The organism is Stenotrophomonas sp. LC732, from assembly GCF_052446685.1.
In the GTDB taxonomy this organism is placed as follows: Bacteria; Pseudomonadota; Gammaproteobacteria; order Xanthomonadales; family Xanthomonadaceae; genus Stenotrophomonas; species Stenotrophomonas muris.
The window spans coordinates 2,714,316-2,735,795 of record NZ_CP199214.1 but is presented as its reverse complement, the minus strand read 5'-3'; the positions used below and the strand labels follow the sequence as shown (position 1 = coordinate 2,735,795).

Annotated in this window: 26 protein-coding genes, 1 tRNA gene and 1 pseudogene; 19 read left to right on the top strand and 9 right to left on the bottom strand. The window is 61.9% G+C overall.

Annotated elements, in window-relative coordinates; all coding sequences use genetic code 11:
• Positions 1-79 precede the first annotated feature (79 nt).
• Positions 80-1,360: a serine--tRNA ligase gene (serS, locus tag ACT6SE_RS13170; RefSeq protein ID WP_014647612.1), complete on the top strand. Its 1,281-nt coding sequence runs from the start codon at positions 80-82 to the stop codon at positions 1,358-1,360.
• Between the two features lie 66 nt (positions 1,361-1,426).
• On the opposite strand, the gene ACT6SE_RS13165 is transcribed toward serS, so the two are convergent.
• Positions 1,427-1,789 (bottom strand): variant SH3 domain-containing protein, encoded by a 363-nt coding sequence (locus ACT6SE_RS13165; protein WP_046431427.1) that lies wholly within the window; start codon positions 1,787-1,789, stop codon positions 1,427-1,429.
• A gap of 136 nt (positions 1,790-1,925) precedes the next feature.
• On the bottom strand, positions 1,926-2,513 hold the full coding sequence (locus ACT6SE_RS13160; RefSeq protein WP_032957392.1) for an FMN-dependent NADH-azoreductase: 588 nt from the start codon (positions 2,511-2,513) through the stop codon (positions 1,926-1,928).
• Between the two features lie 127 nt (positions 2,514-2,640).
• Between ACT6SE_RS13160 and ACT6SE_RS13155 the strand changes: the two genes are divergently transcribed.
• Positions 2,641-3,633 carry a LysR family transcriptional regulator gene (locus ACT6SE_RS13155; RefSeq protein ID WP_005410175.1) on the top strand — a complete coding sequence of 331 codons (993 nt, stop codon included), beginning with the start codon at positions 2,641-2,643 and terminating at the stop codon, positions 3,631-3,633.
• 55 nt (positions 3,634-3,688) lie between these two features.
• Here the strand turns inward: ACT6SE_RS13155 and ACT6SE_RS13150 are convergent, their stop codons facing one another.
• Positions 3,689-4,762: a DUF4241 domain-containing protein gene (locus ACT6SE_RS13150; protein ID WP_046431423.1), complete on the bottom strand. Its 1,074-nt coding sequence runs from the start codon at positions 4,760-4,762 to the stop codon at positions 3,689-3,691.
• Between the two features lie 124 nt (positions 4,763-4,886).
• Here ACT6SE_RS13150 and ACT6SE_RS13145 point away from each other — a divergent pair.
• From ACT6SE_RS13145 to ACT6SE_RS13095, 11 genes are all read left to right on the top strand, one after another.
• Positions 4,887-4,976: transfer RNA gene (locus ACT6SE_RS13145), tRNA-Ser, on the top strand.
• A gap of 83 nt (positions 4,977-5,059) precedes the next feature.
• Positions 5,060-6,583, top strand: a complete 1,524-nt coding sequence (locus ACT6SE_RS13140; protein ID WP_012480713.1) for a site-specific integrase — start codon at positions 5,060-5,062, stop codon at positions 6,581-6,583.
• Entirely contained in the window at positions 6,583-7,314 is a 732-nt protein-coding gene (locus ACT6SE_RS13135) for a hypothetical protein (RefSeq protein ID WP_006375976.1), read from the top strand. Before ACT6SE_RS13140 ends, ACT6SE_RS13135 begins: the two co-directional genes overlap by 1 nt.
• A gap of 105 nt (positions 7,315-7,419) precedes the next feature.
• Complete coding sequence (locus ACT6SE_RS13130; RefSeq protein WP_012480712.1) at positions 7,420-7,773, top strand: hypothetical protein; 354 nt, start codon at positions 7,420-7,422, stop codon at positions 7,771-7,773.
• 107 nt (positions 7,774-7,880) lie between these two features.
• The gene (locus tag ACT6SE_RS13125; RefSeq protein WP_049400621.1) at positions 7,881-8,537 is read left to right on the top strand and encodes a DNA N-6-adenine-methyltransferase; all 657 of its coding nucleotides are present in this window, start codon (positions 7,881-7,883) and stop codon (positions 8,535-8,537) included.
• A complete protein-coding gene (locus ACT6SE_RS13120; protein WP_006375905.1) occupies positions 8,530-8,781 on the top strand; it encodes a hypothetical protein in 252 nt (83 codons plus the stop codon). The genes ACT6SE_RS13125 and ACT6SE_RS13120 overlap by 8 nt, the downstream gene beginning before the upstream one ends.
• A 9-nt stretch (positions 8,782-8,790) precedes the next feature.
• Complete coding sequence (locus ACT6SE_RS13115) at positions 8,791-9,054, top strand: hypothetical protein (RefSeq protein WP_006375902.1); 264 nt, start codon at positions 8,791-8,793, stop codon at positions 9,052-9,054.
• Positions 9,055-9,544: 490 nt separating this feature from the next.
• Positions 9,545-9,727 carry a ribbon-helix-helix protein, CopG family gene (locus tag ACT6SE_RS13110; RefSeq protein ID WP_141098938.1) on the top strand — a complete coding sequence of 61 codons (183 nt, stop codon included), beginning with the start codon at positions 9,545-9,547 and terminating at the stop codon, positions 9,725-9,727.
• Between the two features lie 69 nt (positions 9,728-9,796).
• Positions 9,797-11,728, top strand: coding sequence for a DNA primase family protein (locus ACT6SE_RS13105; RefSeq protein ID WP_444811010.1), 1,932 nt, complete (start codon positions 9,797-9,799; stop codon positions 11,726-11,728).
• A 118-nt stretch (positions 11,729-11,846) separates the two neighbouring features.
• On the top strand, positions 11,847-12,062 hold the full coding sequence (locus ACT6SE_RS13100) for a hypothetical protein (RefSeq protein ID WP_024956732.1): 216 nt from the start codon (positions 11,847-11,849) through the stop codon (positions 12,060-12,062).
• Positions 12,063-12,130: 68 nt separating this feature from the next.
• Positions 12,131-13,156 carry an ArdC family protein gene (locus tag ACT6SE_RS13095; RefSeq protein WP_006375900.1) on the top strand — a complete coding sequence of 342 codons (1,026 nt, stop codon included), beginning with the start codon at positions 12,131-12,133 and terminating at the stop codon, positions 13,154-13,156.
• A gap of 77 nt (positions 13,157-13,233) precedes the next feature.
• Here the strand turns inward: ACT6SE_RS13095 and ACT6SE_RS13090 are convergent, their stop codons facing one another.
• The gene (locus tag ACT6SE_RS13090) at positions 13,234-13,953 is read right to left on the bottom strand and encodes a hypothetical protein (protein WP_024956731.1); all 720 of its coding nucleotides are present in this window, start codon (positions 13,951-13,953) and stop codon (positions 13,234-13,236) included.
• Between the two features lie 419 nt (positions 13,954-14,372).
• The gene (locus ACT6SE_RS13085; RefSeq protein WP_006375898.1) at positions 14,373-14,651 is read right to left on the bottom strand and encodes a hypothetical protein; all 279 of its coding nucleotides are present in this window, start codon (positions 14,649-14,651) and stop codon (positions 14,373-14,375) included.
• A 205-nt stretch (positions 14,652-14,856) separates the two neighbouring features.
• Between ACT6SE_RS13085 and ACT6SE_RS13080 the strand changes: the two genes are divergently transcribed.
• Both ACT6SE_RS13080 and ACT6SE_RS13075 read left to right on the top strand, forming a co-directional pair.
• The gene (locus ACT6SE_RS13080; RefSeq protein WP_061478954.1) at positions 14,857-15,429 is read left to right on the top strand and encodes a hypothetical protein; all 573 of its coding nucleotides are present in this window, start codon (positions 14,857-14,859) and stop codon (positions 15,427-15,429) included.
• Positions 15,430-15,808: 379 nt separating this feature from the next.
• Complete coding sequence (locus tag ACT6SE_RS13075) at positions 15,809-16,147, top strand: hypothetical protein (RefSeq protein ID WP_032971199.1); 339 nt, start codon at positions 15,809-15,811, stop codon at positions 16,145-16,147.
• On the opposite strand, the gene ACT6SE_RS13070 is transcribed toward ACT6SE_RS13075, so the two are convergent.
• Positions 16,114-16,395 (bottom strand): hypothetical protein, encoded by a 282-nt coding sequence (locus tag ACT6SE_RS13070; RefSeq protein ID WP_046431413.1) that lies wholly within the window; start codon positions 16,393-16,395, stop codon positions 16,114-16,116. The two genes, ACT6SE_RS13075 and ACT6SE_RS13070, sit on opposite strands and share 34 nt — an antisense overlap.
• Positions 16,396-16,742: 347 nt before the next feature.
• Here ACT6SE_RS13070 and ACT6SE_RS13065 point away from each other — a divergent pair, with 347 nt between their 5' ends.
• Entirely contained in the window at positions 16,743-17,099 is a 357-nt protein-coding gene (locus tag ACT6SE_RS13065) for a hypothetical protein (RefSeq protein WP_006375896.1), read from the top strand.
• A gap of 210 nt (positions 17,100-17,309) precedes the next feature.
• Here ACT6SE_RS13065 and ACT6SE_RS13060 read toward each other — a convergent pair whose 3' ends face one another.
• Complete coding sequence (locus tag ACT6SE_RS13060; RefSeq protein ID WP_197595679.1) at positions 17,310-18,137, bottom strand: hypothetical protein; 828 nt, start codon at positions 18,135-18,137, stop codon at positions 17,310-17,312.
• 233 nt (positions 18,138-18,370) lie between these two features.
• Here ACT6SE_RS13060 and ACT6SE_RS13055 point away from each other — a divergent pair.
• The 3 genes and pseudogenes from ACT6SE_RS13055 to ACT6SE_RS13045 all read left to right on the top strand — a co-directional run.
• Positions 18,371-18,592: pseudogene (locus tag ACT6SE_RS13055) on the top strand (transposase); the annotation flags it as partial.
• Positions 18,593-18,724: 132 nt separating this feature from the next.
• Positions 18,725-19,866, top strand: a protein-coding gene (locus ACT6SE_RS13050; RefSeq protein WP_087944428.1) for an IS3-like element ISStma9 family transposase whose coding sequence is annotated in 2 segments (ribosomal slippage) — positions 18,725-18,962 and positions 18,962-19,866 — 1,143 coding nt in all. Because the reading frame shifts where the segments join, the coding sequence is not laid out codon by codon here.
• A 64-nt stretch (positions 19,867-19,930) separates the two neighbouring features.
• Positions 19,931-20,299: a hypothetical protein gene (locus ACT6SE_RS13045; protein ID WP_444811009.1), complete on the top strand. Its 369-nt coding sequence runs from the start codon at positions 19,931-19,933 to the stop codon at positions 20,297-20,299.
• Positions 20,300-20,437: 138 nt separating this feature from the next.
• On the opposite strand, the gene ACT6SE_RS13040 is transcribed toward ACT6SE_RS13045, so the two are convergent.
• Positions 20,438-20,776 (bottom strand): nucleotidyltransferase domain-containing protein, encoded by a 339-nt coding sequence (locus tag ACT6SE_RS13040; RefSeq protein ID WP_046272133.1) that lies wholly within the window; start codon positions 20,774-20,776, stop codon positions 20,438-20,440.
• Positions 20,777-20,869: 93 nt separating this feature from the next.
• Entirely contained in the window at positions 20,870-21,418 is a 549-nt protein-coding gene (locus ACT6SE_RS13035) for a hypothetical protein (RefSeq protein WP_061478947.1), read from the bottom strand.
• Positions 21,419-21,480: the final 62 nt, after the last annotated feature.

Below are 21,480 nucleotides of genomic sequence, written 5' to 3'. Positions count from 1 at the left end.
ACGCCAGGAATGAACCGGGCGGCAGAAATCCGTATAACAAGCGATAATCCCATCCCTGATACCCACCACGACACCTGCCATGCTTGATCCAGCCCTGCTCCGCCACCAGCCCGCCGACCTCGCCGAACGCCTGCGCACCAGCCGCGGCTTCGAGCTCGACGTGTCTGCCCTGGAGTCCCTGGAGGCGGATCGCAAACGCATCCAGGTGCGGACCCAGGAGCTGCAGAGCCTGCGCAACAGCCGTTCCAAGGCCATCGGCCAGGCCAAGGCCAAGGGCGAGGACGTCTCGGCCATCATGGCCGAGGTCGCTGCCTTCGCCGACGAGCTGAAGGCTTCGGAAGTGGCGCTGGACGAGCTGCGCGAGAAGATCGAAGCGATCTCGATGGGCATTCCGAACCTGCCGGCCGACGACGTGCCGGCCGGTGCCGACGAGAACGACAACGTCGAGCAGGCGCGCTGGGGTACCCCGCGCCAGTTCGATTTCAAGGTGCTCGACCACGTCGAACTGGGCGCCCGCAACGGCTGGCTGGACGGCGAGACCGCGGCCAAGCTGTCCGGCTCGCGCTTCACCGTGCTGCGTGGCCCGATCGCGCGCCTGCACCGCGCCCTGGCCCAGTTCATGGTCGACCTGCACACCGGCGAGCACGGCTACGAGGAGACCAACGTGCCGCTGCTGGTCAACGCCGACTCGCTGCGCGGCACCAGCCAGCTGCCGAAGTTCGAGGACGACCTGTTCAAGACCGCCGTGGGCGACTCCACGCGTTACCTGATCCCGACCTCGGAAGTGCCGCTGACCAACATCGTGCGCGACGAGATCGTCGACGCCGAGCGCCTGCCGCTGCGCATGACCGCCCACTCGATGTGCTTCCGTGCCGAGGCCGGCAGCGGTGGCCGCGACGTGCGCGGCATGATCCGCCAGCATCAGTTTGAGAAGGTCGAGCTGGTCTCGATCAGCCGCCCGGAAGACAGCGACGCCGAACACCAGCGCATGACCCGCTGCGCCGAAGTGGTGCTGGAAAAGCTGGGCCTGCCGTACCGCAAGGTGCTGCTGTGCACCGGCGACATGGGCTTCTCGGCGGTGAAGACCTACGACCTGGAAGTCTGGCTGCCGTCGCAGGAAACTTACCGCGAGATTTCCTCGTGCTCGAACTGTGGTGACTTCCAGGCCCGCCGCATGCAGGCGCGCTGGCGCAACCCGGCCACCGGCAAGCCGGAGCTGGCGCACACGCTGAACGGCTCGGGTGTGGCCGTTGGCCGCGCGATGATCGCGGTGATGGAGAACTACCAGAACGCCGACGGCAGCATCACCGTGCCGGAGGCCCTGCGCCCGTACATGGGTGGCCTGGAAACCATTGGCTGATAGCCGGCGCAATGCGCCGCCGCCCGAGCATGGGCTCGGGCGCTACAGATCTGTGTAGAGCCGAGCCTATGCTCGGCTCTCCTTTATGGGCCGCAGCTTCTCCAGCGGCACCCATCCCGGTTCGCCGTTCTCCGGCACGCACCATGCCCAGCCATTGAGCGTGCGCATCCCGCGCAGCGTCTGCCCGGGGTCCACATCCAGTTCGCGCGCGCAGTAATCCTGCGTGGCAAACGCGCCACCCTGCGCATCGCGGCCGATCACCGGCGTCGGCACGAATCCGGGCTGCTGTCCCTCGGCCTCGCAGAGGAACCAGTCGTCCCAGCCCTCCGGGCCTTCATAACGTTCGCCCACCACCAGCGCCTGGCCGCGGCGCAGGATGATCGGGTGCGGAAATTCGCTGCGGTGCGCAGCCGTCACGATGTAGTTCATGCCCCCAGCCTAGCGCGCCGCAAAAGAAAACGGCCCCGCACAGCGGGGCCGCCAGGGTGGGCCGGGAGGGGGAGGGGATCCCGGCCCGCGTTCAGCGCCCAGACGAGGAGAGAGGGGCGCCGAACGTTGGAACGCGTTACGCCGCGACGGCTTCGGCCACGTCGTGCGACGGCAGCGCCGCCAGCGCACCGGCGATGGCGTCTTCACGGTGCTGCGGCGAGTAGGCGATGCCCTCGGCGCGCACGAACTCGACTTCGTTGATGCCCATGAAGGCGAACACCTGACGCAGGAACGGCTCCTGGAAGTCGGCCGGCGAGTCGGTATAGATGCCGCCACGGCTGCTGGCGATGATCACCCGCTTGCCACCGGCCAGGCCCACCGGGCCGTTCTCGGTGTACTTGAAGGTGCGGCCGGCCACGGCCACGCGGTCGATCCAGGCCTTCAACGTGGACGGGATGCTGAAGTTGTACATCGGCGCGCCGATCACCACGATGTCGGCCTCCAGGAACTGCTGCATCACCTGTTCAGCATCGGTCGCTTCAGCGGCGTCGGTCTTGGCCAGCGAGCTGCTGCGCAGGTGCGGTACCGGATTGGCGTCAAGATCGCGATAATCGACCTGCAGGCCGTCGATCTGGCTGGCGAGGCGGGCGACCACGGCGGCCGACAGCTGGCGCGAGACGGAGTTGTCGCCAAGCACGCTGGCGTCGAGATGCAGAAGCTTCATGGCAGTCACCTATGTTCTGGGAGGAAGGGGCGGGGTGGCCCCGCCGACGGAGAGAACGATAGGTTGTTGCAAGGGCGGAATAAAGATGATTGAATGCCACGTATTGTTCTAGATATGGAACTCGGGCATGCATGACCTGAATGACCTGTACTACTTCGCGATGGTGGTCGACCACGGCGGATTCGCCGCCGCCGAGCGCGCTTTGGGCATCCCCAAGTCGCGACTGAGCCGCCGCATCAGCCAGCTCGAAACCGACCTGGGCGTGCGCCTGCTGCAGCGCTCCACGCGCCGTTTCGCGGTCACCGACGTCGGCACCAGCGTGCACCGCCATGCGCAGACGATGCTGGCCGAGGCCCAGGCCGCCCGCGAAGTGGTGGACCGCCTGAGCGCCGAACCGCGCGGCGTGGTGCGCGCCAGCGTGCCGGTGTCACTGGCGCAGATGCAGCTGCCCAAGCTGCTGCCCAAGTTCCTTGAGCAGTATCCGAAGGTGCGGCTGCAGCTGAACATCAGCAACCGCCGCGTGGACATCATCAACGAAGGCTACGACGTGGCCCTGCGCGTGCGTTCGCGCCTGGACGACGACGGCAGCCTGGTGATGCGCAGCTTCGGCCAGGTGCAGGAACTGCTGGTGGCCAGCCCGAAGTACCTCGACCGCGCCGGCCGCCCCAAGGACCCGGAAGAGCTGACCCAGCACGTCACCCTCAGCATCAGCGAAGACGAAGCCCGCCAGCGCTGGGAACTGCATGGCCCGGAAGGCGAAGTGCGCCGGGTCGACCTGCAGCCGCGCGTGGCCGGCTTCGACTTCCCGCTGCTGCAGAGCATGGTGAAGGACGGTTTCGGCATCACCATGCTGCCGGAAACCGTGTGCGCCGACGCCGTGCGTAATGGCGAGCTGGAAGTGGTGCTGCCGGACTGGTCGCTGCCGCAGGGCGTGTGCCACGCCGTGTTCGCCTCGCGCCGCGGCCTGCTGCCGGCGGTGCGCGTGTTCATCGACTTCCTGGCCGAGCACCTGCCGCCGCAGCTGGAGGCCTCGCGCCTGGATTGCGGTGGCGCCTGTGAAAAGGCCAAGGAGCGGATCAAGGCCAGTGCACTGGGTGCGCTGGCGGTGGATGCCGGCTGAGAAGGCGCGAAGGTAGCGCCGGGCCATGCCCGGCGTTGCTGTATTCCGGCGCCGATCAGTTCCGGCCGAACAGCCGGTCCCAGAAACTACGGCGTCGCGGTGCGGCCGCTGGCGGTCCGGCTGCAACGACGGGCGCTTCCAGCACCGCCATCAGCTCCGCGCTGCGTGGCTTCTTCAGGAATCGCGCATAGTCCAGATAGCTGGTCACCTTGCTCATGTGCAGGCGTTCGGGCATTGCCGGCAATGCGCCGCCCTGCAACAGCACCCGCAATGCCTGCGGACGGTCCAGGCGGATCGCCTCGTACAGGGCGGTGCCGCCACAGCCCGGTTCGATCAGGTTGGCGCGCTGCGGCGCATCCTCCAACAGGGTTTGCAATGCCTCCGCGTCGTCTCGTTCTACTGCAGCCACCAGCCGCGCCAGCGCCTCGGCTTCCGCAGCTGGCAGGTTGTCGCGATAGGCCTGGTCGGCAATCTCGCGCTCGTCGCGCCCATCGCCGCCCTGGATGCACAGGAAATCGGTGACCAGGGCGACCGGAATGCCGGACGTATCCAGCGCCCAGTAGCTGGGATAGACACCGTCGCCCCAGCCGCTGGTGAACACCACCAGGCCGTGCGGCGAGTCCTCGCCCCAGGGGCGATATTCGGCGCCTTCATCCAGGCCATCGTGGTCGATCAGCGCATCCGACCACTCGCTGTCTTCGTCGCCATCGGCCTGTTCGATCAGGGCCAGCAGCGCCTGCTGGGTGTCGGTGTCCATGAAGCAACCGATGCCAGCGTCGACCGGGTAGCCGATGAAGCTGTCCTCATCCAGTCCGGTCAGGTCCTGCGTGGTCCAGCGCGCCATCTGCCAGTGCAGGGCGGTCGCGGTGAGAGCTTCGCGTGGCTTGAACCAGACCACGGCCAACGCCGGGCGGCCGCTGTGCACGATGATCTCGACCGGATGCCGGCCCTGTGGGGCAGTGTAGTCGGCCAGCGCCGGCGCCTCGGCCTGCACCAACGGATCGCAGACCACCAGATGCCCGCTGCTGACCGGCAGGTGCCCGGCGAAGGTGCGGTGCAGGGCCACAGCGGCCAGCTGGGTATCGTCCAGCAGGCAGGTGCGCAGGTTGGCCAGATCGAGATGGGCCATGGCGGCTCCGAGTGCGGTGAAGGCCCCCACCGTGCCGGATGCGGAGGGCAGGGGCAAGGTGGTCTTGGGCAAATGCCCTTCACGTGCGAGAATACGGCGCTGCCCGGGCGACCGGGACCCCATTGGAGAGATGGCCGAGCGGTTTAAGGCACCGGTCTTGAAAACCGGCGAAGGGTTAAACCTTCCGTGGGTTCGAATCCCACTCTCTCCGCCAATCCTTAGTAAGTGTTTGTTTTTAAACGACATTTTTTAAGGTCTTGAAGGGCGGCTTGGGGCACAAATCGGGGCACAACTCCGATGCGATTACCAAGCTATCTCACTCGCTCTTCCACAGGTCGTTACCAGTTTCGCATGCGCGTTCCGACGGACATGCGCGGTATCGTCGGCAAACCTTTCGTCAAGCATCCCTTGGGCATCCAACTGCATAGCGCAAGAGTGGCTGCCTTGGCCATCGCGCAGCGTTATGCTCAAGCATTCGATGCCATCAGGGATGGGTGCATGACCAAGAAGGGACTCACGGTTGAGGATGTTCTGCGCAGCGTCGCGGAGAACGGCTCCCGGCGTTATGAAATTGACTTGCCGGGCTTCCGTCTTCGGACCACGGATGCGGCCGACCATGCTCGAGCAATGGAGGCGCTGGAAGAAATCGGCAAGTTCCACTTCCGTGATGCGGGTGCAGTTCCGGCGGCGGCTGGGCCAAACCCGTTGGAATCAGCGGCGGCGCAGCCCCTGCCATCTGAGACCATCAGCCTGATCGATGCGAAGCGAATCTGGCAGGATAAAGTCGCCGCCGAGGACATCGAGGTCAAAACGGTCGGCATCAAACTGCTTCCCGTGACAGAGCTGATCGAGTTCTTGGGCGCCGAGCGCGAGCTGCACACCATCACGCGGCCTGAGATGGCCCGCTTCTACGACCATTTGGCCAAGCGCGGGTTAACGCGTTCTACGCTCAACAATCGCCAGAGCTACCTCGCAGGAAAGAGAGGATTCTTCACTTGGGCAATGGCTTCAGGCTACGTGCTCAAGGGAGACAATGTCGCCGCAGGTCACGTCAGCGTTTCGATGGCGGAGAAGCGCAAGCGCAGAAAATTTGGCTTCCAAGCCTTTACCTTGGATCAGGTTCATCAACTCTTCGCGCCTGATAGCTTCAAGCAGCTTTCAACGGGAGCGCGCTGGGCGGCTTTGTTGGGCCTGTATACGGGCGCCCGGGCAGGTGAGGTGGGGCAGCTGTTTACCCTCGACGTCAAGGAAGAGGAGGGAATCCCGTGCATACGGTTTACCGATGAGGGGGAGGATCAGCGATTGAAGACCGATGTTTCCAATCGGGTCGTCCCGTTGCATCCCGACCTGATCAAGCTTGGTTTCTTGGACTACGTCGCCGAACGAAGGGAGAGCGGGGACTGGCGATTGTTTCCGCAGGCTGACAGTAAGGCGAAGAATGGTGCGGGGAACTGGATATCGAAGGCGTTCAGCTACTACCTCCAAAAGCACAGTGGTGGGTGGTCGAAAGCGAAACGTGGTTTCCATAGTCTCCGAAAGACCGTGATTCAGGAGATGCAGGGCAGCGGTGTGGCCTCTGAGATGCGAGCCCAAATCGTCGGCCACGAATTGGACGACGAACACCACGCGACTTACAGCAGGCCCTTTACGGTGAGTGAGAAGCTCAACGGTGCCGGAGGAACGCCAGCTTTGGGTGTCCTAGATTACGGAATCGACCTGGAGGCGCTGCGCACCCTGCCGGCGCGCAAGGTCGGGCGGCGAAGCAGCAATGCTGCCGCGCGCTCTTCAAAGGTCGGCCGTAAGGGGAGCGAGCCGAACTAATGGCCCTTACTGCTGCTGATGCTTACCGCCGCGCCATCGATCGCTTTCTCGGCAAGCTCTCTGGCACCGAAAACGTGGGCCAGATGGAGAAGAAGATCGCAGACCATTTGCGCCTAGCGAAACAGCGGCCCAAGGTGGACGTGGCGTTGAGCTTCAATGAGGCCGCTGGGGTGTTGGCGATCAGCACGGCCCAATTGCAACACCTCTTGAAGGAACACTCCCCAAAAGGGACGCTGTTCACGGTGAAGGGAACTCGCAAGCGCTCGACCACCCTTGTTCCGTTGATGGCCTGGGCAGCCGAGCTCAAGGCTAAGGGCCTGTGGAAGCCGTTGAGCGAACGGGGCGTTGCGATCGACACCCTCCTAACTGCAGAACTGCCGTTTCTGGTGGCCAAAGGGTCCAAGGCTAAGCAGTTCTTCCTGGAGCCACTGACTGACCAACCCATCAGCGATGCGTTAATTCGCCAGCTCCAAGCATTGGGCGTGCAAATCGGGCTTGGGATTCGGGTCTGCACGCTGACCGAGGCCTTCGCCCAGCCTTGGCAAAACCCTGACGTCAAGCGCCAGTGGGTGGACGCATTCAACAACGCAGCCCAAGCCCAGGCCAGCCGTCTGCGGGACCTGGCTCAGCAGCTCGACGCCTCGCGAGCTGGGGTGATCGAACAAGCGCTGCACGAACGCCTGCAGCCGGCGCCTCCAAAGATGCCCGACAAGCGCAATGGGCGAATGTAACGGCTGCTAACGGATATTGGAGGCCTCCAATATCCGTATCGATGGAGGCTCTCAGTTCGGATGATTACTCCAACGCCTCGGTGGTCGGGGCGATGGAGCAAGCCGATGGGCCTCGATATGTATGCGGTCAAGACCCGCACTGATGTGCGAGATCGCACTCAAGAACTATTTTTCTACTGGCGAAAGCATCCGAACCTTCATGGTTGGATGTTCAAGTTGCACAGTGCTAGGACGGGGCAGGTTGATCCCTTCGATTTCAACCAAGTTCCCGTATTCCTTGGATTGGACGATCTTGATGCGTTGGAACAGGCTGTGCTGAACGATGATTTGCCTTATACCCAAGGCTTCTTCTTCGGTGAATCGGATCCCGATCGAGCTGAAGAAGATCTGGACTTCATTGCGCAGGCCCGCGCATTGATCAACGACGGTTGGGACGTGTTCTACAACTCTTGGTGGTAACCCGCCGCCAGCAGCGCCTCTCGGGCTGGTTCAAGCCCAACTCCCAAAACCCATTCTTCAACGCGGCAACGCAGCCGTGCTGACGGAGCCTTGCCTGGAGAATCCTCATGCAGCCCAAGTCCAACGTTCTGCCGTTCAACGCAGCAACCCGCTCCAAGCGCCTCGTAGCGGCTAAACCCACCCGGCTCACCTCCGTTTGCTACAAGGCAAGCGACAAGGCCCACACGAGCGTCGATTGGTATACCCCGCCTGCCATCGTCAGGGCGCTGGGGGGAAGGCGCGGCTTTGACCTCGATCCTTGCACGCCCGAAGACCCGTCGCGGCTGCCCGCACCCACGGCCAGCCGGATGATCCCGCCGAGCCAGGACGGCTTGGCTACGCCGTGGCCCAAGCAGGCATTCGTGTGGATGAATCCGCCTTACGGAAAAGGGATTGAGAAGTGGTTGAGCAAGCTGGCCAACCACCCCGGCGGCGGTATCGCCCTGGTGCCGGTCAACATGGAGACGGGATGGATGCACGACTGCGTGCTTTCCCACCCCAACGCGACGGCGATCCTGTTCACCCGTGGGAGGCTGAGGTTTGTGCGTCCCGACGGAACCACCGGCACGGCAGCGCCGTCGGGATCGTTGGTGGTGACTTACGGCAAGCGCGCCGCCGATCACCTTCAGCAAGCGCAGGCGAGCGGTGCGTTGCACGGGAAGTTCTTTGCCATCCAGCGGGTAGGGCAGGTGGCCACGGCGAACCAGGAGAGCTCCAATGGCTGATCGCTGGAACGTTGTTGTCTTGGGCCGCGCGACGGCCGAATTGGAAATCCGAATCGACGCGGACTCAGAGGCGGCAGCCTTGGAGATTCTGAACTCGATGGGAGTGGCTGACATTCATGCCGGTGGCTGGCGTACCGAGTTGGAGGAGATCTACGGCTTTGTGGAGGTCATCAGCCCCGATGGTTCCGAACGCGAAGATCTCAACTGGCCTTGTCCAACCATGCGCCACCACCTCAACTATTAGGAGGAGCCGATGGGAACTTACGAATTCGTCGTCCGGGGTGACTACTTGGTGAGCAAGGTGATTGAGGTCTTTGCCCAGACCCAGTCCGAGGCAATGGAGGCATTCGCGCGACTGTCCTTGGCGGAGTTGGATGCCATCGATTGGCACCATGGCGCCCTTACGATTGAAGAACACGTGGTGGTGACGGAGGTGGAAAGCGGGAGGGAGTTTCAGCATCCGTTCTTGACCGATCGCAAGCGCGAGCAACTGGAGTGTTTGGCCGAAAATGAGTAGGAACTTCCGGCTGCTGGTCTTCCACTAGCCAGCAGCGATCGAAGGCCAGCAGGAAGACCAGTAGTGCAAGGTCGTTGAATCCCAAGGGATTTCTGCGACTAAAAGTGCGCTGCTGGCTTGCTGGCTTTCGATTCAACTCCCCTGTGCAAATGCGTCCAAATCGCATGGAAAGTGTTGGTATCTCAAATTTCAAAACCGATTCTTTTTTGACCCAGCAGACCAGCGGAACGGTTTTCTATGAATGCAAAGCTTTTGGAATCAAGGGTTTGTAGCTGCTGGTCTTCCTGCTGGTCTTCTCTTTCTGCTGGCTAATGGAAGACCAGCAGGGAAGGGAAAGCCAGCAGAACAGGGCTTCCGGAAAAAGTGCGAGAGATTCCGCAGTTTTCGTGTTTAGTCAAAAACCGTGGGTTGCGGAAAGCTCCTGGAGTGGTTGAGTGGAAGTGTCCCCCATGTGGGACACACCAAACCTTTCACCTTCGGAGTTGCCACCGTGAACGCCGCCACCCATCCCTCGTCGCCGCCGACTTACAGCATCCGCGCCAGCGTGAAAAAGCACGTTCGGATCAAACGCCCCTTGGCCGAACGCCTTCGTCTCGCCGCGGCCGAAAACGAGATGACAGAGAGCGAGTTCATTCGCCGCGCCTTGGAAACCGCTCTCCCGCGCGCTGCCTGAGCAAGCCTGTCCCCCCACAACGACAAACCCCCACCGGCCAGGGCGAGGGTTTGAGAGGAGCCAACAACAATGTCTACAACCAATGTGTCCCCAAAAGGGAAGGCTGTCAACCCGACGACGGAAGAGCCAAGCAACATCGTGCCATTCGAAGCGTCGCGTTTCCTGGGTGCGGAAGCCTCCGCCCGCAAGGTCAACCTGGAGGCAGAGGAGCACAAGCAGCTCTACCGCCACTCGGTTGATCGAGAGGGCCAGCGCAAGCCACCGTCGCTCCCCATCCTGTTTGCCCGCCGCACCACCGAATGCGTCGATCGCTTGTGGGCGTGCCAAGCCACCAGCGGCACCGGCGAGATCGTACACCATTGGAACGGTACCTACTGGCAAGCGATCAGCGACGCGGAAGGTGTGGGTGTGGCATCCGATTGGATCGACCGCAACGCCGATTTCGCGGGCAGCCCCAAGCTCGCCAAGGACTGCTGGGACATGGCTTCCCTTCGGTTGCGCCAGAAAAACCCCATGCCAGCCCAAGCCAAGCGGGCCATCGTGCCGGTGGCAGACGGCTACGTGGAAATCCTTCCCGGCGGTTTCCATGTGCTCGCTCCTGATCCCGCCTTGGGCATGACCCACGCGGTCAGGGTGGCCTGTGGTGGCAGGCAGGGCCATGCATACAAGCCCCAGCCTTTGCCGGCTGACTCGCGATTCGCCAAGTTCCTCCGCCAAGCCCACGACGACCCGCGCGTCATCGACCTGCTCCAGGAGCAGTGCGGCATGACCCTGTTGCCGGGTGTCTACAGCCAGGCCGCCTGGTGGCACGGCGTCGCAGGTTCTGGCAAATCCACCCTGGCGGAAATCGTGGAAGCGATGCACCGTCAGGTGGCCCGCTGCAACCTTGAAACTTTGGGCGACCGCTTCAGCCTGGAACCCATGATTGGCGCCAGCCTGATCCTGGTGGACGAAGTGGAGTGCGAGAAGTGGGCCGAAGGTCGGTTCAAGACGATGGTCTCTGGCAATGGCATTGGCATCGACCGGAAGAACCAGAAGCAGCTGGCGAACTACCATTCCACGGCCAAGTGGATCATCACGTCCAATTCGGCCCCCTTCATCCGCGACAAGAGCAACGGGGTGTGGCGCCGCCTCACCGTCGTGCACTGGAAGAAGGCGGTACCGGTCAACCAGCACGACCCTGATCTGGTCAAGAACATCCTGGCAGAGGAAGGCCAGCTTGTGCTGGACTGGATGCTCGAAGGCGCCCGACGCATCGTGGCCCGTGGTAGGGCGTTGTCCGACACCGACGCCGACATGCCCGAAGCCGTGCGCGCAGCGAAGCTGGCCGCCCGCCATGGCAGCGACCAGGTCATGGCTTGGGCTCAAGCCGAGCGCGTGGTGCGCATTGAGACGGATGAGTGCACGCTTTCCATGCGGCAGGTCTACGAGAACTACAAAAACTGGGGCTACCGACAAGGGCTGGCGGACATCGATCTCCTCACCGGTCGCCAGTTCTGGCGAGGCTTGAAAGAGATGGGCCTGGACGACGGCGCCCGCTCGAACCGTCGCATCAATGGCAAACAGGAAGAATGCGTGCGCCTGCGAATCAACGGAGCAGCCACCGTCGGCGAGGCCTGTGGCGATCTGCCGTTGAGATCATCGGCGACCGTGACAGCACTGCGCGTGGCGCAGGAGCGCTCTCAGTCTTTGGAGCCTTGGGAAACCGATGTGACGCCCACCCTCGAACAGCAAGGGGCTCGGCAGGAAGAGATGGAGCGTCGATTCGACCGCTTGAGCGCTCAGCAGCAGGCGGCTGAGATGGGAGCTCTCCATGCCGATGCGTTGAGGGAGGAGGCAGGGCGCACCAGAGCCAAGGCAATCCAACTCCAGCTGCAGGAACGTATCAATGAACTGGAGATTCGTGCGCTGTTCGGTGAGCCGTTGGCGGGCCGAGAAAGCATCGAAACCCAAGGTGGCGGAAAGGTGGGAGATGGGGATGCGCGCCAACGGCGGTCGTAAAGGCGGGGCCAAATCCGTGTTCCCATCTTCCGTATCAGCTCTAGCCAATGGATTGGTCGGTGACGCTAACGGTCCAGCCCGGACTTGCCAAATCCGTATCCTGTCGCATGCTGAAACCATGACCCCTTCCGATGCCTTTGTAGACGACAGCATGGACCGCCAGGACTCCCTGGCGGCGTCCCCCCGTTTCACCGTGCAACGAACCCCCGAGGGCATCCGCGTGCAGCTCCAGGAGGGCGACGGGGGCCCCGGCACCGCTTTGACCATCGAACGGGCCTTGGCTTTGCTGGAGAACCTGTTGGAGCAGGGACGCGCCGTCACCATTCACGATTGAAGTTTCCAGCCTAACCCCCTTGGCGTTGCCGACAGGCGCCTTTCCTTGCCTTCCAGGAGAGCCTGCCCGTGTCCGATGCCACCCCCAACGAAAGCTTCCTTCAGCGCCATTCCCGCGACGTCGTCGAGCGCTTGATCCGCCAGATGGAGGAGGGCACCGGTCCCTTTCTCAAACCCTGGGACGCCCGCGTGGACCTCGGGTTGCCCATGAACCCCACGACTGGCAAGAGCTACCGGGGCGGAAACCTGCTCCACCTGTGGGCCCTTCAGAGCGCCTGGGACACCCAGGACAACCGGTGGATGACTTACAAGCAAGCCGCGGCCGTGGGCGCTCAGGTGCGCAAGGGCGAGAAGGCCAGCGTGATTGAGTATTGGGATTGGTCGCGGGTGGAGGAGGCCAAGAAGAGCGGGGACCCCGACCTCATCGCCAAGGCCCACCCCAAGGTCTTCTTCCCACGCGTGTTCAACGCGATGCAGATCGATGGGTTGCCGGCACTGGTCCTGCCAGCCGCGCGCCCAGAGCCCGACATTCACCAGGCCTGCGAAGCGGTGCTGAGAGACAGCGGAGCCGAGATCCACCACGACGGGGGCAACCAAGCGTTCTACCGTCCGATGACCGACAGCATCCACTTGCCCCAGCGCAACACCTTTCACTCGGCCAGCGGCTACTACGCCACCGCGTTGCACGAACTGGGCCACTGGACCGGCTTTCCCACCCGCCTCAACCGCGATCAGAAAGGGGCTTTTGGGAGCATCGACTACGCCAAGGAAGAACTGGTCGCGGAGGTGTCATCCATGCTGATGGGCGAACGCCTGGGCATTGGCCACGATCCCACCCAGCACGCGGCTTACGTGAAGTCGTGGATCCAAATCCTCCGGGACGATCCCCGGGAGCTCTTCCGAGCCGCGGCGGCGGCCGAGCGGGTGGTGGAGTTCCTGAAGGTGCCCGAGTTGGTTCGAGAGCCGCTCCAGAAGGTTGAGCAGCAGCGGCAGTCCGTGGCGGCCAATCTGCATGAGATCGAAAAACATGCTGCCAACGACCGGTCTCGATCGCGCTTCAAGGCAAGAGGGGCGCGCCTGAACTTGGCAGTTTGATTCGTGAACAAGCGACTGAACGCGCACCCGCCTGTCGGGAGGCAGCAGGGTGCGCGACAGTGGCTGACAAATTCTGGTTATTTATTCTTCGACAGCACGTCCATGCGCAGGAGCATCTGCTTGAGAACGTCGATGACGGAAACCTCGTCAGCATCCTTGGCCGGAGCCAGGGCAAGTGCCCAGTTGCGGACCGATGGGCTCAAGTCCTCTCCCAGTTCCACCACCAAGTCCTGAAGGTCGTCTAACGGCAGATAGGCCGTCGCAGCCAAGATATCATCGAGCTTTCCCGACAGGTCTTCTTCGTGTGCCTTCCGAAGTTCTCTCGCGGTGGCTCCGCGCTTTCTAAGCTCGGCGGCGTGCTCCACCTTGATCTCTTCAATCTTTGCTTTCGCTGATTTGCTCTTCTTGCGAACGGCGCCGCGAACAATGTCACGCACCAGCTTGGCGTCGTGCGTGTCTGTAAGGCTGGCAATGAGTGTGTCACTTTTAACGCGTGCCGGTCGGTAGACGCGGACCTTGCTGACCTCATCCCCCAGCACTCGCTGCGTCCACTTTTCCATCGTCTCCTTTGCCTTCTTTTGACCGGTTAGAGGCGACGGAACGTTCTTGAGGCGTGGTTTACCTTCGAAGTCCACCAGCAGGCCATAAGTCTTGAGGATGCGGTGGCTGTAGGTTGTGTCGGACATCCAATTTCCCCCTGTGAGTGATCCTGCAATTTTGCCAGTTCCGTAGACGGTTTGGCAGGTTGAGGGAGAGCGTTCCCACATCATCACAGGTTGAATGTCGATCAGGAACATTGCACGACAGGAGAGCTTGCCGGTTTCAGATTCCTTGCCAGACGCGGAGGGGCGAGAGAGAAAGGGGAAGAAATGGCCAGTCTGATCTACGTGCAGTAACAGAAATTCCGATCCGTGTGCTATCGAGCATGCGCGAACCCATCGTGCATCCCAACGTGTAGGCGCGGACTGCACCGCACTCCGCCGGCTGCTAGCCCTGCATGAACGGCCTCAGTGCGCTCGGGTTTGAGCGTCACGCCGCACTCTGGCTGCGCCAGCGGGGCATTGAGGTCAACGTGGCCTTTTGGTCCAAGGGCTTGAGCCACAAGTTGGTAAGAGCGGCCACCAAGGTTGCTAGCTTGGATGGCCACTTGCAGACATTGACGAAGCCTGCGCGACGTAGAGGGAAACCGCTTGTGGCAGTGGGCCAGGCAGAGCGGTTACTTCTTGGATGCCATGCGCTGGTAGAGCTTGTAGACGCCGAACATCGCCGCACCACCCGCAATTGGTGCAGCCGCGACCACCCCCAGTCCAGCAAGCATGCCACCGCCCACAACGCTCCCGACGGTTGCCAAGCCGGAGGTCACGGCGGCTGCACCGGCGGTCCCGGCCGCTGCACCACTGGTTACGCCGAGGATCGCAGAAGTTGCGCCAGCGACGGCTCCGCCGCCGGTCGAAATCGCGGCACCTGCGGCCGATGAACTCTTCTTCCTTGCCATACATTTCCCTGTTGGTTTTGAGTTGTGGGCAGAATCATCGCCTGAGCATCAATCTCTGTCCATATGCTTCATTTTGTCGCTTTTCCGTCAATTTAATGACGCGGACTGCAGTCTGTGTAACCGCGCTCCGAAGCCCCCCCCCCCTTGCGCATTCCCAGAATCGATCTATGCATAGGTGAACCTACTCACGAAATGGAGGTGCACCTTGAAACCCATCGTTCTGGCCCTTGCATTGGCGTTGTCTGCTCCGGCCGCCTTTGCCGCCGATTCCACCTCCGCTCGCCGTTACGGTTCGTCCGAGGCCCTATCCGTCCAGGACGCCCGACTGGGCGAGGTCCTGATGGTTCGCACGGTTCAACTGACGTCCGACCAGCGTCTGAACGCCGGCTCCGCCATCGGGTCGGCCGTTGGTTATGGGGCTGCTAACCAGGTCAAGAACCGGGAATACCGCAATGCAGCCCGGGTGACCGGTGGCGTCATCGGTGCGGCTGCCGGAACCGCGGTTCAAAAGGGCCTCAGCGGCCGGCGTGCGGTGGAGATCTACGTGCGCGATCTGTCCGATCGCCGCCAGCGCGTCCTCGCGGTGGTCCAAGACGCCGATGTGGATGTGCGCGAAGGTGATCGGGTCTTCTTGGTGGGGAAGGGTAAGAAGACCCGGGTGGTGCCGCTTGATGCTTCGCCGGTGCGCATTGGCGATTATTCGTGCGGAAGCCCTTGTGCCATTGGCATCAATGCCCGGTCGGACAACAACAGCGCTCGCGTGCGCGTGGGGCCGTAAGGATGCACAAAAGCGAACACGTTGGTGGAGGCGTGTATTGCGAAGGCACGGCTTGCGGGCTTCTGGTTGAGCTCATGAAGCGGCCATCCGTTGCCCACCGCCGCTCCGAAGTCGCCCGGATGGTCCGAGAGGGACACGGCCGCGCCGCCATCGCCCAAGCCCTGGGCGTTCCATCGCCCGTGGTGAGCGCCGATCTGGCCCACCTGGGGTTGCGTCAAAAGCCCCGGCGCCCACTGGCTGACCAACACGCTCTGGTGGTGCGCCTCCTGGAGCAGGGGAACAACGGCCCTGCAATTGCCAAGCGCCTGGGCGTGACCCGACAGGCAGTCCACGCTTACCTGCAGGCCCATGGCCTGCTCCCAACCCAGAGGAGGATCCCATGACCGTTATTCTGGTGGTCGTGCTGTTTGAGCTCGCCATGTTTGCGATCACCTTCGGAATCGCGTGGCTGTGCGCGTCCAAAGCCCGCAGCGCACGCAGGGGCTGGGAGGCGTTCCAAGCCGGCCAAGAGGACGCCCCATCCGTGGTTGCGTTGATGTGGCATTTGGCCGTGTTCTACGCGTGCTTGGCACTGCTGGCTTACCAGCTACAGCACGTGGTGAGCCAAGTCTGGTTGGATCCTTCCAACCTATACCTGTCATCCACGCTGGCTCTTGTCGTTTATTCGATCGCATGCGGGCTGCTTCACGGCAGCGGGCTGGCGCGGAGGCGGGCATGAGAACGAGTCACGGTCGGTTGCGCCCAGACCCCGTCGACGCCCGCCCACGCCACGATGGGCTGTTCCAAGGCGAAGACACAGGCGAAGAGATTCACGAAGAGCGTGACCCGTTGCTTCAAGCGCTTTACACCGAATCGCTCCATGCCCGCGGGGACGTGGACGCTGTCGATCGCTTGCTGGATGCCCACCGAGAGGCGCTTGGGGAGCCCGAGCAAGTCGCCTATGCCCGTCAGCAAGACGAACGCCATGATCGGACGTTGCCATTGCCGAGCGGTGGCCTGCCGTTGAGGCCGTCCACGGAGCGCTACCTAGAGGAGCATCGGTCATGGAACCCGCCGACCGCCAAAGAGGCCGCCATCGCACGTTCCAGGGGTCCCACCATGGTGCTCGAAGGGAAGGCATGGCGCGCTGAAGACGACGTTGCCGAGGTTACGGTGGAGGCTCCCAAGGACGACCCGTGGCAGCGGATGCGTTGAGTTCGTGTCTCAGCTGGAGAGACAGTTGGGCACCATCATTGCTGCTAGGAACACGGTGTTCCCTTCGGCTATCCTGCCCAGGGTATCCATCACTGGTATTGCTAACAACAGGGGGCGTTATGGCAAGCGTGACAGTAAGGACGCGGGATGAGCTGGAAGCGGCCAAGAATGCAAAGGCGCAGCAGATTGTGGTTGTGGGCAAGTTGGCAGACGACCTGAAGAAGACGCGCAAGTTCGCCAAGCTTGGTGCCGTCGGTGTTGCAGCAATCGTTGCTGCAGTTGGGCTCGCTCCAGTAACGGCTGGGCTCAGCACGCTCAGCCTGGGGGCGGTCGCGACAGTCACTGGAGTCGAGATCATCGGCATCATCACCGCCGCAAGCCTTGGTCTCTCTTTGATCCTCGCAATCTACAAAGGCTACGATGTGGAATACGAGGCTGGCGGAAAGGTCATTTTCAAGCGCAAGGAAGGAAAGTGATGCCCGGCTTCGTTCCAGGGGCGCCTTACCTTTTTGTTTGCGAGAAGTGCAGTCATCACTTTCAGCGGAAGATCAACTTGGGGCTCTTCTGTCCGGCATGCAAGTCGCTGTCCGTGAAGCCTCGTTTGGTCTGTAAGTAGTGCTCGTTGGCCGCCATAAAGTTGGCGGCCACTTCCAATGACCGGTCGAATCGGGTTTAACATCGCGGTCTCAGGTGCCCCGTAACCCTTTTGCTTCAAAGCGCTCCAGTATCGCCGTCACGGCTTCTGCGGCACGGTCCGGTGACGCATCTATGCGTTCCAAGCCCGTCATGGCGACGGGCAACGGCGCATTCGGATCGGTCGTGGCCACCACGGCCAGGACTCTTCCTCGGATGGTGTCTTCCACCGTGGTCCATTCGTCGGCGAGACGCTGGGGTTTATCGGTGAGAAGGACCACCATGACGGGGCCGGGTGTCAGCAGGCGGTTGGAGCGTCCCCGAAGTGCTGCGCTGTTGTGGACATGGATGGCCCGGCGGTGCCCATCTTCGGTCAGTTGGACCAGGACGCTGTGGCAGCTCGGCGCGCCCATCTCGTTGCAAACGATGTGGATGCGACCCTTGGCCCATTCCTGAAAGCCCACTGAGGAGGGCGCCAACTCATCGCTGGTAAAACAAGCCTCCACGAACCGTCGGCCTGCGAGGCTCAGTCCTTTCTCTTCGATCAGGCCCCAGCGTTCAAAGGTCTGGCGATTGATGCTGCTTTTCGACTGCAGTCCAAGGAATTCTTTTGGGTCCAGGTTACCCCCGCCGGTGCCAGGAAACACGTGGTGACGCTCGGTGATTAAAGCGCGTCGCAGAAGATCGACCTGGCCAAACGACAGGTCGCTCAGCGCCTTAATGAAGTGGCGCTTGAGATGGCCTGCGGTTTTGCCGGTAGCGATTGAACAGGCAAGGCGGCCATAGACGGTGGCCTTCTCGGCCTCGATGTCCATCTCCAATGCCCGCAGCATGGCCAGAAAATCTTCCGAGGTCATGGCCTCCGCGTTCTCGGGGAACACCTGACCCTCAAGCGCGGCACGGGTGAACTCCCGGTAGCGCTCCTCAGTGCGCTTGGCAAGCCAGGCGGCGATGAATTTTGGGCCCTTCGAAAGAAGGGCGAACGGACCGGAGATTTCCTCCAGGGGGGGGCAAGGTCAGGGTAGTCCATCGGGGTCTCGTGACGGTTTGCGGGTCCAGGTAGCTCATCCTCAAGCCTTCAAGCCCGTTCTTCAATCCTCCGGTTGAATTCCCCATTGGCAACGCGCGTGAGCTCGAACAGGTTGAGCGCTGGGAGCGCTGCAAGGCTAGTCTGCGCGCGAAGGTCGAGCATCCGTTCCAGGTGATCAAGCGGCAGTTCGGCTACACCAAGGTGCGCTATCTCGGCTTGATCAAGAACACGGCACAGGTGCTCACCCTGTTCGCGCTGTCCAACCTGTGGATGGTGCGCCGGAAGCTGTTGGCGGCACAGGGGTAACTCCGTCTTGAGGTGCCCGCAAGGGCACTTCGAGAGCGGAAAACATGGCAGTCCGCCGCGTCTGAAGGCTGAATCGCCCAGGGTTCCGTAGACACCTCGCAGCCATAAACTATGGCTTAGGCGGAGGTGGTTATGAGCACGAAGCGGTACACCGATGAGTTCAAGATCGAGGCGGTCCGACAGATCGTTGAGTACGGCCGTCCGGTAGCGGAGGTTGCCGAGCGACTGGGCGTGTCGATCCATAGTCTTTACGGCTGGAAGCGGCAACAAGGCAAAGGCGATGTTGGCCGGCGTGTCGAGCAGGACCAGAACGCGGAAGTGCGCCGCCTCAAGGCTGAGCTACGCAGGGTCACTGAAGAGCGAGACATCCTAAAAAAAGCCGCCGCGTACTTTGCAAAGGGGTAAGAGCAAAGTACGCCTTCATGAAGCAACACGCAGATGAGTTCGGCCTCGCGGCGATGTGTCGGATGCTTGGCGTCCATCGCAGTGGCTACTACGCCTGGCTAAAAGAGCCGGCAAGCGCTCGCGACAAGGACGATCAGCGGTTGCTCGGCCTAATCAAGCACAGCTGGCTGGAAAGCGGCTCTGTGTATGGCCACCGCAAAGTGACCACAGATCTGCGCGAGCTTGGCGAGACGTGTAGTCGTCATCGCGTGGCACGCTTGATGAAGAGCGAGGGGCTGCGGGCAATGGTCGGCTACGGTCGGCGACCACGCCCATTGAGCGGCCCTGTTGGATCAGTCGCCAAGAACGTTCTGGCTCGCGGCTTCAAAGTCAGTGAGCCAAATCGCGCGTGGGTCACGGACATCACCTACATCCGCACGTACGACGGCTTCCTGTACTTGGCGGTAGTGCTTGATCTGTTTTCGCGTCAGGTCGTTGGATGGGCAACCCGACCAACTCAACATACGGACCTGGTTTTGCAGGCGCTATTGGCTGCAGTGTGGCGGCGCAAGCCAAGCCCCGGGCTTCTGCTTCACTCCGACCAGGGAACCCAGTTCACCAGCGAAGACTGGCAGAGCTTCCTGCGCGAGCACGACATCGTGTGCAGCATGAGTCGACGAGGAAACTGCCATGACAACGCAGCGATGGAGAGCTTCTTCCAGCTACTGAAGCGGGAGCGTATTAAGCGGAGGATCTACAGCAATCACGACGAGGCACGGGCCGACGTCTTCCAGTACATCGAGATGTTCTACAACCCAAAACGGCGGCACAGTTCCAACGACGGGCTGTCCCCGGTAGAGTTCGAGAAGCAGTACGCACTAAACGGCTGACGACTGTCTAGAAAACCCTGGGCGATTCACTCTTTGGAAGCTGGATAGCGCGAAGCTGGAGAGGTTGCTTGAAGCCATCGGCTTGGACCTTTCTGCTCTCGCCTGTTACCCACGCATTGATGCCATGCGGTTGGTCGTCAATGTGTTCAAGCACGGGGAGGGGAAGTCATTGGACGATCTCCAGCTGCGCTACCCGGAGTTCTTGCGAGCAAGTTCTCACGGATGGAACTTGTTCGACGACACCGACATGGAGGTGTCGGATGTTCACGTCGATGACTTTGCTGCGTCTATTGAACTGTTCTGGCGTGAATTGCCGGCTACCGTAAAGTTCGACGAGGCAAACCTAGATGTTCCAGACGATTTTGCAAAGGCCTGGAACAAAGACCTTGAGGCGCAGAAGGTATCTCGCTTTGTCAAACAGCACGACATTTAACCGGTGTTGTCTCTTTGAGTAGCCCGGGTGAGCGCTTGGTTCCATCGAAATAGTGAAATGGTGGAATCGAAGCGCTCGTGGCTCAGGGCGGAAGTCGGGGCTGGGGCGGCGGCGTTAGGTGCTCCGGAGCGCGATGTTCTAACGAAACTTTTCGTAGATGAGCTTTCCCGACCGTTCGAGCCCCGCATGGAGGATCGGGGTTTCCTCGGGGCCATGGTAGAACTCCAAGTCAACCGGGATGGGCAGTCGTTGCGCTAGTTCGGCCTCCCAGTGCTCGGAGTATCGGCTGAAGGTCGCGAACCCATCGCTAAAGTCGACTCCTGGTGCCGCTGAAAGATCAAGCTCCACCGCGATGTCAATGTCGCTGTCGGGGCGATGATCGCCTCTTAGCCGGCTCCCGAACAAGTGGATCTTCGCGATGATAGGTTCTTGGCGAGCCCATTTCAGCAGCACTGCTTCGATCACTTCTAGGTCCATTGCAACTCCAATGTCAGATCAGCTGTCCAGCTGGGGCGGACTTTATCATCCTATGATGCGTGCTCTTGGATCTGCTGCCGCGCGCACAGCAGCTTACCGGTCGGCCGGTGTCTGCCGGCGACAAGCTATTCGGTCTTCAGGTAAAGCATGGGCGTCCCATCTCCCCCACGGGCCTACCCCCGATCTAAGCGTGCCATAGTTCAGCAGGTGAAGCGGGCACTCGGCCACGTCCAGTGCGGCGGCGGCCCACTCGTCATCATCGCCCAAATGCGGCTCCTCCTTGCCCCCGTGGAAGAGGTTGTTGCGCACGCGGCGTGCCGCTTCGATCAAAGCGCGGGCATTGGATTGATGAAGGGGCAGGCGCTGGAAGACAGCGTGGTTGAGGCCGTTGATCACCGCCACCTCCTGGACCATCGGGCGATCACGTGGAGGTGTGAGGATTTGCTCGCGCGTGCTGTCCGACACCCGATCGAAGAAGAGTGGATCGTCCAGCCGTGACACCGCCTCATCCACCGCAGGCCAGTTCACCTGGGCCATTCGGTAGGGACCGGCCCGAAGAAAGCCTGGGTCGCTCTTGAGGCGAAACTCCAACTGCGCGAACGCCCGCAGCAGGTCGAACGCGAGGGGATCAGAGACGGGCATGGGTGCCTTCAAGGTCGGTGGAGGATGCGGGCTTCTGAATCTGTCGGCCAGAGGCCGCACAT

Coding starts and splice junctions, on each gene's coding strand:
- ACT6SE_RS13130 (WP_012480712.1), top strand. CDS start 7,420: ATGGGCCTCGATATGTATGCGGTCAAGACCCGCACTGATGTGCGAGAT.
- ACT6SE_RS13035 (WP_061478947.1), bottom strand. CDS start 21,418: ATGCCCGTCTCTGATCCCCTCGCGTTCGACCTGCTGCGGGCGTTCGCG.
- serS (WP_014647612.1), top strand. CDS start 80: ATGCTTGATCCAGCCCTGCTCCGCCACCAGCCCGCCGACCTCGCCGAA.
- ACT6SE_RS13065 (WP_006375896.1), top strand. CDS start 16,743: ATGGCAAGCGTGACAGTAAGGACGCGGGATGAGCTGGAAGCGGCCAAG.
- ACT6SE_RS13090 (WP_024956731.1), bottom strand. CDS start 13,953: ATGTTCCTGATCGACATTCAACCTGTGATGATGTGGGAACGCTCTCCC.
- ACT6SE_RS13120 (WP_006375905.1), top strand. CDS start 8,530: ATGGCTGATCGCTGGAACGTTGTTGTCTTGGGCCGCGCGACGGCCGAA.
- ACT6SE_RS13135 (WP_006375976.1), top strand. CDS start 6,583: ATGGCCCTTACTGCTGCTGATGCTTACCGCCGCGCCATCGATCGCTTT.
- ACT6SE_RS13150 (WP_046431423.1), bottom strand. CDS start 4,762: ATGGCCCATCTCGATCTGGCCAACCTGCGCACCTGCCTGCTGGACGAT.
- ACT6SE_RS13160 (WP_032957392.1), bottom strand. CDS start 2,513: ATGAAGCTTCTGCATCTCGACGCCAGCGTGCTTGGCGACAACTCCGTC.
- ACT6SE_RS13155 (WP_005410175.1), top strand. CDS start 2,641: ATGCATGACCTGAATGACCTGTACTACTTCGCGATGGTGGTCGACCAC.
- ACT6SE_RS13100 (WP_024956732.1), top strand. CDS start 11,847: ATGACCCCTTCCGATGCCTTTGTAGACGACAGCATGGACCGCCAGGAC.
- ACT6SE_RS13075 (WP_032971199.1), top strand. CDS start 15,809: ATGACCGTTATTCTGGTGGTCGTGCTGTTTGAGCTCGCCATGTTTGCG.
- ACT6SE_RS13070 (WP_046431413.1), bottom strand. CDS start 16,395: ATGGCGTTCGTCTTGCTGACGGGCATAGGCGACTTGCTCGGGCTCCCC.
- ACT6SE_RS13105 (WP_444811010.1), top strand. CDS start 9,797: ATGTCTACAACCAATGTGTCCCCAAAAGGGAAGGCTGTCAACCCGACG.
- ACT6SE_RS13115 (WP_006375902.1), top strand. CDS start 8,791: ATGGGAACTTACGAATTCGTCGTCCGGGGTGACTACTTGGTGAGCAAG.
- ACT6SE_RS13125 (WP_049400621.1), top strand. CDS start 7,881: ATGCAGCCCAAGTCCAACGTTCTGCCGTTCAACGCAGCAACCCGCTCC.
- ACT6SE_RS13040 (WP_046272133.1), bottom strand. CDS start 20,776: ATGGACCTAGAAGTGATCGAAGCAGTGCTGCTGAAATGGGCTCGCCAA.
- ACT6SE_RS13140 (WP_012480713.1), top strand. CDS start 5,060: ATGCGATTACCAAGCTATCTCACTCGCTCTTCCACAGGTCGTTACCAG.
- ACT6SE_RS13085 (WP_006375898.1), bottom strand. CDS start 14,651: ATGGCAAGGAAGAAGAGTTCATCGGCCGCAGGTGCCGCGATTTCGACC.
- ACT6SE_RS13165 (WP_046431427.1), bottom strand. CDS start 1,789: ATGAACTACATCGTGACGGCTGCGCACCGCAGCGAATTTCCGCACCCG.